This window comes from Variovorax rhizosphaerae (genome assembly GCF_037889975.1).
Lineage (GTDB): Bacteria > Pseudomonadota > Gammaproteobacteria > Burkholderiales > Burkholderiaceae_C > Variovorax > Variovorax rhizosphaerae.
On the sequence record NZ_JBBKZT010000005.1, the window covers coordinates 135,587 to 151,953 of the forward strand.

Annotated in this window: 15 protein-coding genes; 13 read left to right on the top strand and 2 right to left on the bottom strand. The window is 64.8% G+C overall.

Features of this window, described 5'->3' with window-relative positions; translation table 11 throughout:
* Positions 1-37 precede the first annotated feature (37 nt).
* The 8 genes from lpxB (at position 38) to WKW82_RS12155 (ending at position 9,266) form a co-directional block, all read left to right on the top strand.
* Positions 38-1,189 (top strand): lipid-A-disaccharide synthase, encoded by a 1,152-nt coding sequence (gene lpxB / locus WKW82_RS12120; RefSeq protein WP_340342539.1) that lies wholly within the window; start codon positions 38-40, stop codon positions 1,187-1,189.
* Positions 1,161-1,865, top strand: a complete 705-nt coding sequence (gene rnhB / locus WKW82_RS12125) for a ribonuclease HII (RefSeq protein WP_340342540.1) — start codon at positions 1,161-1,163, stop codon at positions 1,863-1,865. The genes lpxB and rnhB overlap by 29 nt, the downstream gene beginning before the upstream one ends.
* On the top strand, positions 1,862-2,641 hold the full coding sequence (locus WKW82_RS12130; RefSeq protein ID WP_340342541.1) for a TrmH family RNA methyltransferase: 780 nt from the start codon (positions 1,862-1,864) through the stop codon (positions 2,639-2,641). Before rnhB ends, WKW82_RS12130 begins: the two co-directional genes overlap by 4 nt.
* Positions 2,642-2,780: 139 nt before the next feature.
* Positions 2,781-3,953 (top strand): glutamine-hydrolyzing carbamoyl-phosphate synthase small subunit, encoded by a 1,173-nt coding sequence (carA, locus tag WKW82_RS12135; protein ID WP_340342542.1) that lies wholly within the window; start codon positions 2,781-2,783, stop codon positions 3,951-3,953.
* The gene (carB, locus tag WKW82_RS12140) at positions 3,946-7,170 is read left to right on the top strand and encodes a carbamoyl-phosphate synthase large subunit (protein WP_340342543.1); all 3,225 of its coding nucleotides are present in this window, start codon (positions 3,946-3,948) and stop codon (positions 7,168-7,170) included. Before carA ends, carB begins: the two co-directional genes overlap by 8 nt.
* Before the next feature lie 246 nt (positions 7,171-7,416).
* The gene (locus tag WKW82_RS12145) at positions 7,417-8,286 is read left to right on the top strand and encodes a Kdo hydroxylase KdoO (RefSeq protein WP_340342544.1); all 870 of its coding nucleotides are present in this window, start codon (positions 7,417-7,419) and stop codon (positions 8,284-8,286) included.
* Positions 8,287-8,349: 63 nt separating this feature from the next.
* A complete protein-coding gene (gene greA / locus WKW82_RS12150) occupies positions 8,350-8,826 on the top strand; it encodes a transcription elongation factor GreA (RefSeq protein ID WP_213954295.1) in 477 nt (158 codons plus the stop codon).
* Positions 8,827-8,831: 5 nt separating this feature from the next.
* Entirely contained in the window at positions 8,832-9,266 is a 435-nt protein-coding gene (locus WKW82_RS12155; RefSeq protein ID WP_340342545.1) for a DUF4149 domain-containing protein, read from the top strand.
* A gap of 6 nt (positions 9,267-9,272) precedes the next feature.
* Here WKW82_RS12155 and WKW82_RS12160 read toward each other — a convergent pair whose 3' ends face one another.
* Both WKW82_RS12160 and WKW82_RS12165 read right to left on the bottom strand, forming a co-directional pair.
* Complete coding sequence (locus tag WKW82_RS12160) at positions 9,273-10,040, bottom strand: glycosyltransferase (protein ID WP_340342546.1); 768 nt, start codon at positions 10,038-10,040, stop codon at positions 9,273-9,275.
* A gap of 3 nt (positions 10,041-10,043) precedes the next feature.
* The gene (locus WKW82_RS12165) at positions 10,044-10,523 is read right to left on the bottom strand and encodes a YhbY family RNA-binding protein (protein WP_340342547.1); all 480 of its coding nucleotides are present in this window, start codon (positions 10,521-10,523) and stop codon (positions 10,044-10,046) included.
* A 253-nt stretch (positions 10,524-10,776) separates the two neighbouring features.
* Here WKW82_RS12165 and WKW82_RS12170 point away from each other — a divergent pair, with 253 nt between their 5' ends.
* From WKW82_RS12170 to WKW82_RS12190, 5 genes are all read left to right on the top strand, one after another.
* Positions 10,777-11,445, top strand: coding sequence for an RlmE family RNA methyltransferase (locus WKW82_RS12170; protein WP_340342548.1), 669 nt, complete (start codon positions 10,777-10,779; stop codon positions 11,443-11,445).
* A 171-nt stretch (positions 11,446-11,616) separates the two neighbouring features.
* Positions 11,617-13,536 (top strand): ATP-dependent zinc metalloprotease FtsH, encoded by a 1,920-nt coding sequence (gene ftsH / locus WKW82_RS12175; protein ID WP_340342549.1) that lies wholly within the window; start codon positions 11,617-11,619, stop codon positions 13,534-13,536.
* Between the two features lie 64 nt (positions 13,537-13,600).
* Entirely contained in the window at positions 13,601-14,533 is a 933-nt protein-coding gene (folP, locus tag WKW82_RS12180; RefSeq protein WP_340342550.1) for a dihydropteroate synthase, read from the top strand.
* Entirely contained in the window at positions 14,530-15,864 is a 1,335-nt protein-coding gene (glmM, locus tag WKW82_RS12185) for a phosphoglucosamine mutase (protein WP_340342551.1), read from the top strand. Before folP ends, glmM begins: the two co-directional genes overlap by 4 nt.
* A 13-nt stretch (positions 15,865-15,877) precedes the next feature.
* A complete protein-coding gene (locus WKW82_RS12190) occupies positions 15,878-16,357 on the top strand; it encodes a GNAT family N-acetyltransferase (RefSeq protein WP_340342552.1) in 480 nt (159 codons plus the stop codon).
* Positions 16,358-16,367: the final 10 nt, after the last annotated feature.

Consider the following 16,367-nt stretch of genomic DNA (forward strand, 5'->3'; position numbering starts at 1 on the left):
CACCCCTGTATGCGCCTGGGCGCGGTGGGTCAGTGAAATGACAAGCCCCTCGGCACAGCACCAGTTCGCGATGGTCGCGGGCGAAGCGTCCGGCGATCTGTTGGCGAGCCTGCTGCTGGATGGCCTGCAGGCGCGTTGGCCGGACATGCGCTCGGTCGGCATTGGCGGTCCTCGCATGCTGGCGCACGGGTTCGAGAGCTGGTGGCCGCAGGAAAAGCTGGCAGTGCGCGGCTACATCGAGGTGCTGCGCCACTACGCTGAGATCGCGGGCATCCGTCGCCAGCTCAAGGCCCGTCTGCTGAAGGAGTTTCCGCCGCTCTTCATCGGTGTCGATGCGCCGGATTTCAATCTCGACCTGGAAGCCGGCTTGCGCAGCCGCGGCATGAAGACGGTGCATTTCGTCTGCCCTTCGATCTGGGCCTGGCGTGCCGATCGGGCGGACAAGATCCGCGCGGCGGCCGATCACGTCCTGTGCATCTTTCCGTTCGAACCGGCGCTGCTCGAGAAGCTGGGCATTGCCGCCAGCTACGTCGGCCATCCGATTGCCAACGTGGTGCCAATGGTGCCGGACCGGGCCGCGGCCCGCACCGCGCTGGGCATTGCGTCCGACGTACCTGTGGTCGCGCTGTTACCGGGCAGTCGGCGTTCCGAACTGCGCTATCTCGCATCGAGGTTCTTCGCGGCGGCAGCGTTGATGCAGCGCTCACGACCCGAGATCCAGTTCATCGCACCCGCCATTCCCGCCTTGCGCGCCGAGGTGGAGCAGATGCTGAAGGCCAGCCCGATGGCCGGCAAGGTGCAGTTGCTGGACGGCCAGTCGCACCTGGCGCTGGCCGCTTGCGATGCCACCCTGATCGCCAGCGGCACCGCCACGCTGGAGGCGGCGCTGTTCAAGCGGCCGATGGTGATTGCCTACAACATGCACTCGCTGTCGTGGCGGCTCATGCAGCGGCAGCAGTTGCAACCCTGGGTCGGATTGCCGAACATCCTGTGCGGCGAGTTCGTCGTGCCCGAGTTGCTGCAGGATGCGGCCTCGCCGGAAGCGCTGGCCGAGGCCACGCTGTCCTGGCTGGCATCGCCCGACAAGGTCGCGGCGCTGGAGCAGCGTTTTGCAACGATGCACGAGGAATTGCGCCGCGACACTCCGACACTTTGCGCCGATGCGATCCAGAAAGTTCTTGAAAGCTGAACAGGCCTCGCTGGTCTGGGATGCGCCGGGCCTCATGGCCGGCGTGGACGAGGCCGGCCGTGGTCCGCTCGCCGGCCCGGTCGTGGCCGCCGCGGTGATCCTCGACGACCTGCGGCCCATCCGCGGGCTGGCCGACTCGAAGACGCTGACCGCGCTGCAACGCGAGCGCCTGCACGACCAGATCATGGCCAAGGCGCTGTGCTGTTCGGTGGCGCAGGCGAGCGTCGAGGAAATCGACCGATTCAACATCCTGCAGGCGACGATGATGGCCATGCGTCGCGCGGTGGATGGGCTTCGCCTCAAGCCGGCGAAGGTGCTGGTCGATGGCAATCGGCTGCCGGTGCTCGACGTGTTGGCCGAGGCCATTGTCAAGGGCGATGCGCGTGTGAAAGCCATTTCCGCGGCCTCGATCCTCGCCAAGGTGCACCGCGATCGCTTGTGCGAACAGTTGCACCTGGAGTTTCCGCACTACGGCTTTGCCAACCACAAGGGCTATGGCACGCCGGAGCACATGGAGGCGCTGGAGCGGCACGGCGCCTGCGCGCATCACCGCCGTTCGTTCAGTCCGGTCGCGGCGGCGTATGCGCGCATGGGCACGGACGCCGTCGTCACGCAGGAGGTCGTGGTCGCGAATGGGGTCGTCGTCGATGCGACCGGGATCGTGGCCGCGCCATGACGTCGCCCGACATCCAGCACATCACATCGCGCGACAACCCGCTGCTGAAGGACCTTCGCAAGCTGGCGCAGGATCCCGGTGCCTATCGCAAGTTGGGCAAGCTTTGGCTCGAAGGCGATCACCTGTGCCGCGCCGCGCTTGCGCGTGGCGTGCGCCCGGCCGTCGCGGTCTTTGCCGAGTCGTTCTGGCCATCGGTGGCGCCGGAATGGGTGCGGTCCGCCGGCAAGACGATCGTCGTGGCCGACGCGCTGCTGGCCGGCGTCAGTGGCCTTGAATCGCCAGCGCCGATGGGCTTCGTGCTGGATCTGCCGGCGCGGCCGGAACTGCTCGCAGACGCGCCGACGGTCGTGCTGGATCGCCTGCAGGACGCAGGAAACGTGGGGTCGATCCTGCGCAGTGCTGCGGCCTTCGGATTCACGCAGGTGGTGGCGCTCAAGGGCACGGCTGCGCTGTGGGCGTCGAAGGTCCTGCGGGCCGGCATGGGCGCGCACTTCGGCCTGCGCCTGATCGAAGGCGTGGGGATCGACGCGCTCGAGGCATTGCAGGTGCCGTTGATCGCAACCAGTTCGCACCGCGGCGATTGGCTGCACAAGGCCCGCTTGCCACATCCTTGTGCATGGCTCATGGGGCACGAAGGGCAGGGCGTTTCAGTCGAACTGGAAGCGCGCGCAACCCACCACATTCGCATTGCGCAGCCAGGTGGCGAAGAGTCGCTCAATGTTGCCGCTGCAGCGGGGATATGCCTGCATGCGAGCGCCGCTTCGGCGAAAGCGTGAACGCCGCCAGCTATAATCAAGGGCTTTCCCGCATACACCCCCCGCCCACAGCGCACTAGCCGTACTCCTCGACGAAAGTCGCACCCCCGCGAGTCAGATCCTGGGTGCACTCTGGGCGTCATCCATTCGGAGAACCCCAGTGCTTTTGTCTCTCAAGGGAGCTTTCCCGCCCGCCATCCTGGCGCTTGCAGACGGCACGGTCTTTCAAGGCAACTCGATTGGCGCCGCCGGCGCCACCACCGGCGAAGTGGTGTTCAACACCTCGATGTCCGGTTACCAGGAAATCCTGACCGACCCCAGCTATTGCCAGCAGATCGTGACGCTCACGTATCCGCACATCGGCAACTACGGCGTCAACCTGGAAGACATCGAAGCCGACAAGATCCATGCCGCCGGCCTGATCATCAAGGACCTGCCGCTCGTCGCGTCCAACTTCCGCAAGACGGCCACGCTCAGCGAATACCTGGTCGCCGGCAAGACGGTTGCCATTGCGAACATCGACACGCGCAAGCTGACGCGCCACCTGCGCACGCATGGCGCGCAGAACGGCTGCATCCTGGGCCTGGCGCAAGGCGAGACCGTGACGCAGGCGTTGATCGACAAGGCCATCGCCGCCGCCAAGGCCGCGCCGAGCATGTCGGGCCTGGACCTGGCCAAGGTTGTGTCGGTCAAGCAGACGTATGAATGGAACCAGACCGAGTGGAAGCTCGGCGCGGGCTACGGCGTCCAGATCACCCCCAAGTTCCACGTCGTCGCCTACGACTTTGGTGTGAAGAAGAACATCCTGCGCATGATCGCCCAGCGCGGCGCGCGCATCACGGTGGTGCCGGCGCAGACGCCCGCGGCCGACGTGCTCAAGCTGAAGCCGGACGGCATCTTCCTGGCCAACGGCCCCGGTGACCCGGAGCCTTGCGACTACGCGATCAGCGCGGTCAAGGAACTGATCGAGACCGGCATCCCGACCTTCGGCATCTGCCTGGGTCACCAGATCATGGCGCTGGCCTCCGGCGCGAAGACCTTCAAGATGAAGTTCGGCCACCACGGCGCGAACCATCCGGTGAAGGACCTCGACAGCGGCCGTGTGAGCATCACCAGCCAGAACCACGGCTTCGCGGTCGACGAGAAGTCGCTGCCGGCCAACCTGCGACCCACGCACATCAGCCTGTTCGACAACACGCTGCAAGGCCTGGCGCGCACCGACAAGCCGGCCTTCTGCTTCCAGGGCCACCCGGAAGCCTCGCCCGGCCCGCACGACATCAGCTATTTGTTCGACCGCTTCACGGCGCTCATGGAGAAACATAAGAATGCCTAAGCGCACAGACCTCAAGAGCATCCTGATCATCGGCGCCGGCCCGATCATCATCGGCCAGGCCTGCGAGTTCGACTACTCGGGCGTGCAGGCCTGCAAGGCCCTGCGCGAGGAGGGCTACAAGGTCATCCTGATCAACAGCAACCCCGCGACGATCATGACCGACCCGGCCACGGCCGACGTCACCTACATCGAGCCGATCACCTGGCAAACGGTCGAGAAGATCATCGCCAAGGAACGCCCCGATGCGATCCTGCCGACCATGGGCGGCCAGACCGCGCTGAACTGCGCGCTGGACCTGTGGCGCAACGGCGTGCTCGACAAGTACAAGGTCGAACTGATCGGCGCGACGCCCGAAGCCATCGACAAGGCAGAGGACCGCCTGAAGTTCAAGGACGCGATGACCAAGATCGGTCTCGGTTCGGCCCGCTCGGGCATCGCGCATTCGATGGACGAGGCGTGGGCGGTGCAGAAGACCGTCGGCTTCCCTACAGTGATCCGCCCCAGCTTCACGCTGGGCGGCACGGGTGGCGGCATCGCCTACAACCCGGAAGAGTTCGACACCATCTGCAAGCGCGGGCTGGAAGCCTCGCCGACCAACGAGTTGCTGATCGAAGAATCGCTGCTCGGCTGGAAAGAGTACGAGATGGAAGTGGTGCGCGACAAGGCGGACAACTGCATCATCGTCTGCTCGATCGAGAACCTGGACCCGATGGGCGTGCACACGGGCGACTCGATCACCGTCGCGCCCGCGCAGACGCTGACCGACAAGGAATACCAGATCCTGCGCAATGCCTCGCTGGCAGTGCTGCGCGAGATCGGTGTGGACACGGGTGGATCGAACGTGCAGTTCTCCATCAACCCGAAGGACGGCCGCATGGTCGTCATCGAGATGAACCCGCGCGTGTCGCGCTCGTCGGCGCTGGCATCGAAGGCCACCGGTTTCCCGATCGCCAAGGTCGCGGCCAAGCTGGCCGTGGGCTACACGCTCGACGAACTGCGCAACGAGATCACGGGCGGCGCCACGCCGGCATCGTTCGAGCCGTCGATCGACTACGTCGTCACAAAGATCCCGCGCTTCGCATTCGAGAAATTCCCGCAGGCCGACTCGCGTCTGACCACGCAGATGAAGTCGGTCGGGGAAGTCATGGCCATGGGCCGCACCTTCCAGGAGTCCTTCCAGAAGGCGCTACGTGGCCTCGAAGTCGGCGTCGACGGCATGAACGAGAAGACGCAAGACCGAGAAGTGCTCGAGAAGGAACTGGGCGAACCCGGCCCCGAGCGCATCTGGTACGTGGGCGACGCCTTCGCGATGGGCCTGAGCGTGGATGAAGTGTTTGCGCTGACCAAGATCGACCCGTGGTTCCTGGTGCAGATCGAGGAGATCGTGAAGATCGAGCTCGAACTGGAAACCAAGTCGCTCGACGACATCGACCGCGACACGTTGCTCGCGCTCAAGAAGAAGGGCTTCTCGGATCGCCGTCTGGCGTTCCAATTGAAGACCACCGACACGGCTGTGCGCGAGAAGCGCCGCGCCCTGAACGTGCGCCCGGTCTACAAGCGCGTCGACACCTGCGCCGCAGAGTTCGCCACCAATACGGCCTACATGTACTCGACCTACGAGGACGAGTGCGAAGCCGCACCCACCGACAAGAAGAAGATCATGGTGCTCGGCGGCGGTCCCAACCGCATCGGCCAGGGCATCGAGTTCGACTACTGCTGCGTGCATGCCGCGCTGGCGATGCGCGAGGACGGCTACGAGACCATCATGGTCAACTGCAATCCCGAGACCGTGTCGACCGACTACGACACCAGCGACCGTTTGTACTTCGAGCCGCTGACGCTGGAAGACGTGCTGGAAATCGTCGACAAGGAAAAGCCGATCGGCGTGATCGTGCAGTACGGCGGCCAGACGCCGTTGAAGCTCGCCCTCGGCCTCGAAGCCAACGGCGTGCCGATCATCGGCACCTCGCCCGACATGATCGATGCGGCCGAAGACCGCGAACGTTTCCAGCAACTGCTGCACAAGCTCGGCCTGCGCCAACCGCCGAACGCCACCGCGCGTGCCGAGCCCGAAGCATTGACCAAGGCGGCTGAACTCGGCTATCCGCTGGTGGTGCGCCCGAGTTACGTGCTCGGCGGTCGCGCCATGGAAATCGTGCATGAGCAGCGCGACCTCGAGCGCTACATGCGCGAGGCGGTGAAGGTGAGCAACGATTCGCCGGTGCTGCTGGACCGCTTCCTCAACGACGCGGTCGAATGCGACGTGGATTGCATCCGCGACGCCACTGGCGCGACGCTGATCGGCGGCGTGATGGAGCACATCGAGCAAGCCGGCGTGCACTCGGGCGACTCCGCCTGCTCGCTGCCGCCCTACAGCCTCAAGGCTTCGACGATCGCCGAACTCAAGCGCCAGAGCGCCGCGATGGCCGAGGCACTGAACGTGGTCGGCCTGATGAACGTGCAGTTCGCGATCCAGGAGAAGGACGGCCAGGACGTGATCTACGTGTTGGAAGTCAACCCGCGTGCCTCGCGCACCGTGCCTTACGTGAGCAAGGCGACGGGCATCCAACTGGCCAAGGTCGCGGCCCGCTGCATGGCCGGCCAGTCGCTGGCGTCGCAAGGCATGACGAAGGAAGTCACGCCCCCGTACTTCAGCGTCAAGGAAGCCGTGTTCCCCTTCGTCAAGTTCCCGGGCGTGGACACCATCCTCGGCCCCGAGATGAAGTCGACCGGTGAAGTCATGGGCGTGGGCAAGACCTTCGGCGAAGCCTTCGTGAAGTCGCAGCTCGGCGCCGGCACGCACCTGCCGAAGTCGGGCAAGGTCTTCATCTCGGTGAAGAACAACGACAAGGCGCGTGCCGTCGAAGTGGCGCGCGGCCTGGCCACGTTGGGCTTCGACTTGATTGCCACCAAGGGCACGGCGGCTGCGCTCAACGCGGCGGGCGTGACTTGCGCCGTGGTCAACAAGGTCACCGAAGGCCGTCCGCACATCGTCGACATGATCAAGAACAACGAGATTGCGCTGGTCATCAACACGGTCGAGGAACGCCGCAATGCGATCACCGATTCGCGCCAGATCCGCACCTCGGCCTTGCTGGCGCGCGTGACGACGATCACGACGATCTTTGGTGCCGAAGCTGCCGTTGAAGGCATGAAGCACATGAACGAACTGAGCGTGATTTCAGTGCAGGAGATGCACGCTCAGTTGATGCACTGAATCACTGAAATCGGGCCGGTGCTGTCCGCCCGAATCGGGCGTGCTGCCGGCGATACAAATGCTCGCGATACCTGCAGGTAGTCGCCGCGCCTGGCATCGCACCCAGTCTCGGACGTCCCTCCCCGCCCATTTCAGCGATTCAGCGGACGAGTGCATTAACCTTGGCGTTTGCTCGCACTTCCGCGAGCAATATCAGCGGACCGGCAGCGCCGGTTCCGCGTTGGTCCTGGACGGAGTACCAGCCCTATGGAATCTCAAGTTGTAGAAGTCGACCTGGCCGATTGGGCCGGCGCCAAGCCCAACGACGCTTTGATCGCGGAACTCGAAGCCGGCAAGGTCCTGTACTTTCCGCGCCTGGGTTTCGAACTCCTGCCATCGGAAGCCAGGTTGCTGGACCCGGCGCTGCTCGCGAAGGGCGTTCGCAACATCAGCCTGGACGGCGGCGGCAAACTCAAGGGCGTCGAGGGTGACGAGTCCGTGCAGCAGGCGGCCACGGCCATGATCGGGCGTTTCCGCTCGCAGGCACGCCAACTCATCGACGGGTTGCTGCCGCACTACAGCCCGTCCTTGCGCATGGCGCCGACCAGCTTCAGGCCGGCCCAGGTCGAGACGCGCGTGCAATCGTGGCGTGCCGATGACCGCCGCTTGCACGTGGATTCGTTTCCGTCGCGCCCCAACTACGGCGAACGAATCCTGCGCGTGTTCACCAACCTGAATCCGCAGGGTGCGCCGCGCGTCTGGCGTGTCGGTGAGCCCTTCGAGACCGTGGCGCAGCGCTTCCTGCCGCGTGCGAAGCCCTATTCGCACATGCAGGCCAGCGTGTTGAAGATCCTGCACGTCACCAAGTCCTTCCGCAGCGAATACGACCACCTGATGCTGCAGTTGCACGACGCGATGAAGTCCGACATGGACTACCAGAAGTCGTCGCCCCAGGAGACCGTGCTGTTTCCCCCAGGGTCGGTGTGGGTTTGCTTCTCGGACCAGACTTCGCATGCCGTGATGTCGGGCCAGTTCATGGCGGAACAGACCCTTCATTTGCCCGCCGCGAGCCAATACAATCCGCAGGCAAGTCCGCTGGCCATCCTGAGCCGGCTGACCGGACGAACCCTCGTCTGATTCGCACCTTTGGCACCGCCGAACGGCGACGTTCGGCGGTTTCGCTTTTTGAGACTGAAAACCATGGCCACTATTCCGATCACCAAGCGCGGTGCCGAGAAACTTCGCGCAGAACTGCACCGTCTGAAGACGGTCGACCGCCCCTGGGTCATCAACGCGATTTCCGAAGCCCGTGCCCAGGGCGACCTGAGCGAAAACGCCGAATACGAAGTCGCCAAGGACCGCCAGGGCTTCATCGAAGGCCGCATCCAGGAAGTCGAAGGCAAGCTCTCGGCCGCCCAGATCATCGACCCCGCGGCGCTCGATGCCGGCGGCCGCGTCGTGTTCGGCTCCACGGTCGAACTGGAAGAAGAGGAGACCGGCGAGGCCGTCAAATACCAGATCGTCGGCGAAGACGAGGCGGACCTGAAGCTGGGCCTCATCAACATCTCCAGCCCGATCGCCCGTGCGCTGATCGGCAAGGAAGAGGGCGATACCGCGGAAGTGCAGGCGCCCGGCGGCCTCAAGCGCTACGAGATCGTCGCGGTCCACTACGTCTGACAAGGATGCGTGGCCTGGTTGCCCGCCTGCCGGGTTTTGTCGCGGCGCTGTGGTGGGGCAGCCTGGGCACGATCGGTTTCCTGGTCGTGCCGCTCTTGTTCAAGAACCTGCCGACACCGGCAATGGCGGGTGGCATGGCGGCCAGGCTGTTCACTGCGCAGACCTGGGTTTCGCTGGGCTGCGCGATGCTGCTCTTGATGATGAGCCGCTCGGCCCGCCTGCCTGAACTGGGAGCACGGGTGCACGCGGCGTTGCCGTTCGTGCTGCTGGGCCTTTTGCTGGCCTTGCTGGGCGAGTTCGGCGTCGCGCCACGCATCGTGGCCCGCGACAACCTGCCGCTGTGGCATGCCGTCGGCAGTGGCATGTACCTCCTGCAATGGGCCAGCGCCGCCGTCGTGCTCTGGCGTGTGCTGCGGCAGCCCGACCCGCTGCCTGGCTGACAAAAACTATTCGTGCCAGTGCTCGGCCACCCAAGTGGCAGGGCGGATGAAGCGGAAGCGGCGGTTGCGGCGGCCGGCCAGCGCATCGGGTGGATTGCACTCGCCGTGAAAGATCATCACGCGTGCACCTTCCGGCACGAAGGGTCGGCGCCAGTAGTTGGTCGGCCAGATCGGAATCCCGCCGTACTTGAAGCTCGGGCACCAGTCGCTGGGCCAGTACGTCAGCTTCCCCTGTTCATGCACATAGTCCGACAGGTAGGTCTGCTCGTTGCGAAACTTCTCGCGCATCGCAGTTTCGTTCGCTCGGAAGTAGTCCAGCACGTCGGCATGCGCGCCGATCGTGTAGCGGTAGACCGATGAATTGCCGGTCACGCGCCACGGCCGCCGGTAGTCCTTGATGATCACGAACTCGCCGGGGTAGCTGAAGAACTCGTCCAGGCTGCCAACCACCACGATGTCCAGGTCCAGGAACAGCGCCTGGCCTTGCAGCCCGTAGACATCGGGCAAGTCACGGCTCAGCGTGGTGAGCTTGCGCCAGGCGCGGTCGCGTACGCCGGCGGCTTCAGGACGGATGTCAAAGCGCGGGATCGGGAAGCATTCGACCTCGCTGCGGATGCCGACGCTGTCATCCGTCAGGCAGATGAAGCGGAAGTCCCCCGTCAGATGGCGGCGCGCCATCGCGTAGAGCTTGTTGACGTAGGTGGCCTCGTATTTCGTGCCCCACTTCATGCAGACGATGTGGCGCATCGGCTGCGCCGTTGACTCCGCCGCCATCGCTCAGTCTGCCTGGCGCTGCTTCTTGACCGAGAGCGGCTTGCGCGGCTTGGCGCGCTTGATGTTGCCGCCGGCCGTCAGGCGCTGGTTGCCCAGCACGCGCAGCGTCTTGATCTCCGGACGCTGGCCGGCACGCTTGCTGTACTTGACGACCTTGATGTCGCGCGGCCCGGGCATCCGGTCCTCGTCGACTTCCTTGACCTTCTCGACCTTGGGACGCCACAGCACCAGCAGCTTGCCGATGTGCTGGATCGGCGCGGCGTTGAGGTCGTTGGCCAGCGTCTGCAGCATGGCGTCGCGCGCGAGCCGGTCGTCCGAGAACACGCGGATCTTGATCAAGCCATGGGCCTTCAGCGCGGCGTCGGCTTCCCTGGTGACAGCGGGGGTGAGCCCATCGCTGCCGATCATCACGATCGGGTTCAGGTGGTGCGCTTCGGAGCGGTGCTCCTTGCGCTGGGCGGGGGTCAATTGAATGGCGGGCATACCCGTATTATCGAACCACTGTGAAACGATCCCTTCCAAACAATATTTTTCGACACTTTGCGATCGCTGAAACGCCGCGAGCGACGAGCGCTGCGCCGGGCCGCCCCAAGCAAGCTCGCACCCCCTCGGGGGGCAGCGAGGACACGAAGTGCCGAGCGTGGGGGTCCATGGACACTGCGCCGGGCCGCCCCAAGCAAGCTCGCACCCCCTCGGGGGGCAGCGAGGACACGAAGTGCCGAGCGTGGGGGTCTCATTGACTACCAAGTCCACAGGCAAGAAGGTCAACAAGGCCTGGTTGCACGACCATATCAACGACCCCTGGGTCAAGCTGGCGACCCGCGAGGGCTACCGAGCCCGCGCCGCCTACAAGCTCAAGGAAATCGACGAGACGCTGGGGCTCATCAAGCCCGGCCATCTCGTCATCGACCTCGGTTCGACGCCCGGTGCCTGGAGCCAGTACGCCAGGCGCCGCATGGCTCCGGGCGGGGCGGCGTCAGGCCAATTGCAGGGCACCATCATCGCGCTCGACATGCTGCCGATGGAGCCGATCGAGGGCGTGACCTTCCTGCTGGGAGACTTCCGCGAGCCGGAGGTGCTGGCGCAGCTGGAAGCCGCGCTGCACGGGCGCAAGGCTGACGTGGTGGTGTCCGACATGGCGCCCAATCTCTCGGGCATTGCGTCCGCCGATGCAGCGCGCGTTGCGCACCTGGTGGAACTTGCGGTCGACTTCTCGAATCAGCACCTGAGGCCTGATGGCGCACTGGTGACCAAGCTGTTCCACGGCAGCAGCTATGACCCGCTGAACAAGCTGTTCAAGGACACGTTCAAGGTGGTCAAGAAGGTGAAACCAAAGGCCTCGCGGGACAAATCGTCCGAGACTTTCCTGGTCGGCATCGGGCTTCGGACTACAGATACGCATTGATACGTCCGACGAATAACGCCTCATTTCGGGACATAACCGTGCTTTGCCTATGGCTGCTGAGGTCATTCATGCCTATTTCGCAGCTTGAAAAGCCTAAAATGACCGCCAATTGCCTGCCTGGTGCGCGGATTTCCCGCCTTGTCACACGCACCGCCTGACTGGAGCTTCGGTTTGAATAATCAGTGGTTTTCGAAAATTGCCGTTTGGCTCGTCATTGCGATGGTGTTGTTCACCGTGTTCAAGCAGTTCGACACGCGTGGCGGCGCTGGCGCTGGCGCGGTGAGCTACTCCGAATTCCTGGACATGGTTCGCAGCAAGCAGATCAAGACCGCGTCCATCCCGGAAAGCCTGATGGGCGGCGAGATCGTCGCGGTCAGCACGGATGACCGCAAGATCCGCACCAACTCCACCGGCCTCGACCGCGGCCTGGTCGGTGACCTGATCGACAACAACGTCAAGTTCGACGTGCGTCCGCGCGAAGAAGGCTCGCTGCTCATGACGCTGCTGGTCAGCTGGGGCCCGATGCTGCTGCTGATCGGCGTCTGGGTCTACTTCATGCGACAGATGCAGGGCGGCGGCAAGGGCGGGGCGTTCAGCTTCGGCAAGAGCAAGGCCCGCATGCTCGACGAGAACAACAACACCGTCACCTTCGCCGACGTCGCGGGTTGCGACGAGGCCAAGGAAGAAGTGAAGGAAGTCGTCGACTTCCTGAAAGACCCGCAGAAGTTCCAGAAGCTCGGCGGTCGCATTCCGCGCGGCCTGTTGCTTGTCGGCCCTCCCGGCACCGGCAAGACGCTGCTGGCCAAGTCGATCGCCGGCGAAGCGAAGGTTCCGTTCTTCTCGATCTCCGGTTCCGACTTCGTCGAAATGTTCGTCGGCGTGGGCGCGGCCCGTGTGCGCGATATGTTCGAGAACGCCAAGAAGAACGCTCCCTGCATCATCTTCATCGATGAAATCGATGCGGTCGGCCGTCAACGTGGTGCTGGCCTCGGCGGTGGCAATGACGAGCGCGAGCAGACGCTGAACCAGATGCTGGTCGAGATGGACGGCTTCGAAACCAACCTCGGCGTGATCGTCGTGGCTGCCACCAACCGCCCGGACATCCTGGACGCCGCCTTGCTGCGCCCCGGCCGTTTCGACCGCCAGGTCTATGTGACGCTGCCGGACATCCGCGGTCGCGAGCAGATCCTCGGCGTGCACATGCGCAAGGTGCCGCTCGGCCAGGACGTGAACCCGAATGTCATCGCCCGCGGCACGCCCGGCATGTCCGGCGCGGACCTGGCCAATCTCTGCAATGAAGCAGCCCTGATGGCCGCCCGCCGCAGTGCCCGCGTCGTCGAGATGCAGGACTTCGAGAAGGCCAAGGACAAGATCTTCATGGGCCCCGAGCGCAAGAGCATGGTCATGCCCGAGGAAGAGCGCCGCAACACGGCGTACCACGAGTCCGGCCACGCCCTCATCGGCAAGCTGCTGCCCAAGTGCGACCCGGTGCACAAAGTCACCATCATTCCGCGCGGCCGTGCCCTGGGCGTGACCATGAGCCTGCCGGCACAGGACCGCTACAGCTACGACCGCGACTACATGCTGAACCAGATCAGCATGCTGTTCGGCGGCCGCATCGCCGAAGAAGTGTTCATGCACCAGATGACCACCGGCGCCAGCAACGACTTCGAACGCGCCACCCAGATCGCACGCGACATGGTGATGCGCTACGGCATGACCGAATCGCTGGGCCCGATGGTCTATGCCGAGAACGAGGGCGAAGTTTTCCTCGGCCGCTCGGTCACCAAGACGACCAACATGAGCGAGTCGACCATGCAGAAGGTCGACGCCGAAGTCCGCCGCATCATCGACGAGCAGTACGCCCTGGCGCGTCGCCTGATCGAAGAGAACAGCGACAAGATGCATGCCATGGCAAAGGCCCTGCTCGAGTGGGAAACCATCGACACTGAGCAGCTCGACGACATCATGGCCGGCAAGGAGCCGCGTCCGCCCAAGGACTGGACGCCGCGCATTCCGCCGTCGGGCAGCAGCGGTGGCGGCACCGGTGGTACCGCCGTCAAGCCGGACCCGACACCGACCGCAGCGTGAGCGTCTTGCGTCGGCAAGCAACGGGGCCATCGGCCCCGTTTTTTCATGGGTGGAGTGGTCGGCCATGAACGTCTGGCAGACCGCCCGGTTTCGGATCGACCTCGCGCAGCCGCGCGTGATGGGGATCGTCAACGTCACGCCCGATTCGTTCTCGGACGGCGGCAGCTACGCGGACGCCGCCGCGGCCTTGCGCCATTGCGAAGAGATGATCGGGCAGGGCGCCGACATTCTCGACATCGGCGGCGAATCGACCCGGCCGGGCAGCCCTGCGGTGCCGCTCGAACTTGAACTGGCGCGCGTGTTGCCGGTCGTGCGCGAAGCGGTCAGGCTCGGCGTCGCGATTTCCGTCGACACCTACAAGCCCGAGGTGATGCGCGCCGTCCTCGACCTGGGCGCCGACATCATCAACGACATCTGGGCCTTGCGCCAACCCGGCGCGCGCGAAGCGATTGCGGCGCATCCGGCCTGCGGCGTTTGCCTGATGCACATGCATCGTGATCCGCAGACCATGCAGGCGTCGCCGATGGAAGGCGACGTGGTGCCTCAGGTGCGGGCTTTCCTGGTCGATGCGACGGAGGAACTGAAGACGCTGGGCATCGATGACTCGCGCATCGTGCTCGATCCGGGCATTGGCTTCGGCAAGACTGTGCCGCAGAATTTCTCGCTGCTTGCACGGCAACAGGAATTGCTCGCGGCGGGTTATCCGCTGTTGGCGGGTTGGTCGCGCAAGTCCTCGCTCGGCGCTGTGACTGGCATCGCCGACGCATCGGCACGGCTGCTCCCTAGCGTGGTGGCGGCAGTACTTGCGGTGGAACGTGGTGCGCGCATCGTGCGCGTGCACGACGTGCGCGAGACAGTGGAAGCGCTCGCCGTGTGGCGAGCAATGAATCAAGAGCCCCCAGGGCCGGGCCCTGCCCGGCCCGCCCCCCGCGGGGGATCGAGTCGAGATGGCAGAGCCACATCGACTCAAGAACAACCGAGGAAGGAAGAAACATGACACGGCAGTATTTCGGCACCGACGGCATCCGGGGCATGGTTGGCGTACCGCCCATCACCCCCGACTTCGTCTTGCGTCTTGCGCACGCCGTTGGTCGCGTGCTGAAGCAGAAGGAGTCGCGACCCACCGTGCTGATCGGCAAGGACACGCGAATTTCCGGCTACATGCTGGAATCGGCGCTGGAATCCGGCTTCAACTCGGCGGGTGTCGACGTCGTTCTGCTGGGCCCGCTGCCCACGCCCGGCGTCGCCTACCTCACGCGGGCCCAACGTGCCAGCCTGGGCGTGGTCATCAGCGCCAGCCACAACGCCTTTCCGGACAACGGCATCAAGTTCTTCAGCGCACAGGGCACCAAGCTCGACGACGACTGGGAATTGGCCGTCGAGGCCGCGCTGGAGGAACCGCCGGTGTGGGCCGATTCGGCCAACCTCGGCAAGGCGCGCCGCCTCAACGATGCGACCGGGCGCTACACCGAGTTCTGCAAGAGCACCTTCGCCAATGACCTGACGTTGCGCGGCCTCAAGCTGGTGGTCGATGCGGCCCATGGGGCGGCGTACCAGGTCGCTCCGCAGGTGTTCCATGAACTGGGCGCCGACGTCACGGTCATCGGCTGCGCGCCGGATGGGCTCAACATCAACAAGGGCGTCGGCGCGACGCATCCGCAGGCCCTGATCGACACGGTCAAGGCACAGCAGGCCGACTACGGCATCGCGCTCGACGGCGATGCGGACCGGCTGCAACTGGTCGATGCCAGTGGTCGCCTTTTCAACGGTGATGAACTGCTCTACCTCATGACCAACGAACGCCTGGCGCGCGGTGAGCGGCTGGAAGGCGTCGTCGGCACGCTGATGACCAACAAGGCGGTCGAAGTTGCGTTGCGCAGCAAGGGCATCGACTTCGTGCGAGCCAAGGTGGGCGACCGCTACGTGCTGGAGGAACTGACCAAGCGCCGCTGGGTGCTCGGCGGTGAGGGCTCGGGTCATTTGCTGGCGCTCGACCGCCACACCACGGGCGATGGCATCGTGAGCGCGCTGCAGGTGCTCCAGGCGTGCGTGCGATCCAGCCAGAGTGTTGCGCAGTTGCTGGCCGACGTGACCTTGTTTCCCCAGACGCTTATCAACGTGCGCCTGCGCGATGGCCAGGACTGGCGCAACAACTCGGCGCTGGCGGATGAGACGAAGCGCATTGAGGCCGAACTCGGCGACGCCGGACGCGTGCTCATCCGCGCAAGTGGCACCGAGCCACTGCTGCGCGTGATGGTCGAGGCGCGCGATCCGGTCCAGGCGGAAGGCTGCGCGCGCAGGCTCGTGGCAACGGTCGAAGCGGGTTGAAGCGGGAGCTCATGTGATCGAGATCAGGCTGGCCGACTACGCCGACTCGGCGGATGGCGCTGCTGTCATTTCCTTGCTCGACACCTATGCGCGCGACCCGGCGGGCGGTGGCGCCGCCATTCCGCTCAAGTTGCTGACGCGACTGCCGGGCGAGCTTGCGAAGAGACCGCAGGCCTTCACCGTGCTGGCGATCGACGGCGACCTGGCGATCGGCCTGGTCAATTGCATCGAAGGCTTTTCGACCTTCGCCTGCAAGCCGCTTGTCAACGTGCACGACGTCGTGGTGCTGCCGCGCTATCGGGGCCAGCGGGTTGCGCAACGAATGTTGGAGCGTGTGGAACTGGAGGCGAGGACGCGCGGCGCCTGCAAGCTCACGCTGGAAGTGCTGTCGGGCAATGCCAGCGCGATTCGCGCCTACGAGCGCGAGGGCTTCGGGCCGTATTCACTGGATCCCAGCTTTGGCACGGCGGTGTTCATGCAGAAGAAGCTCTGAGCCCGAGCCT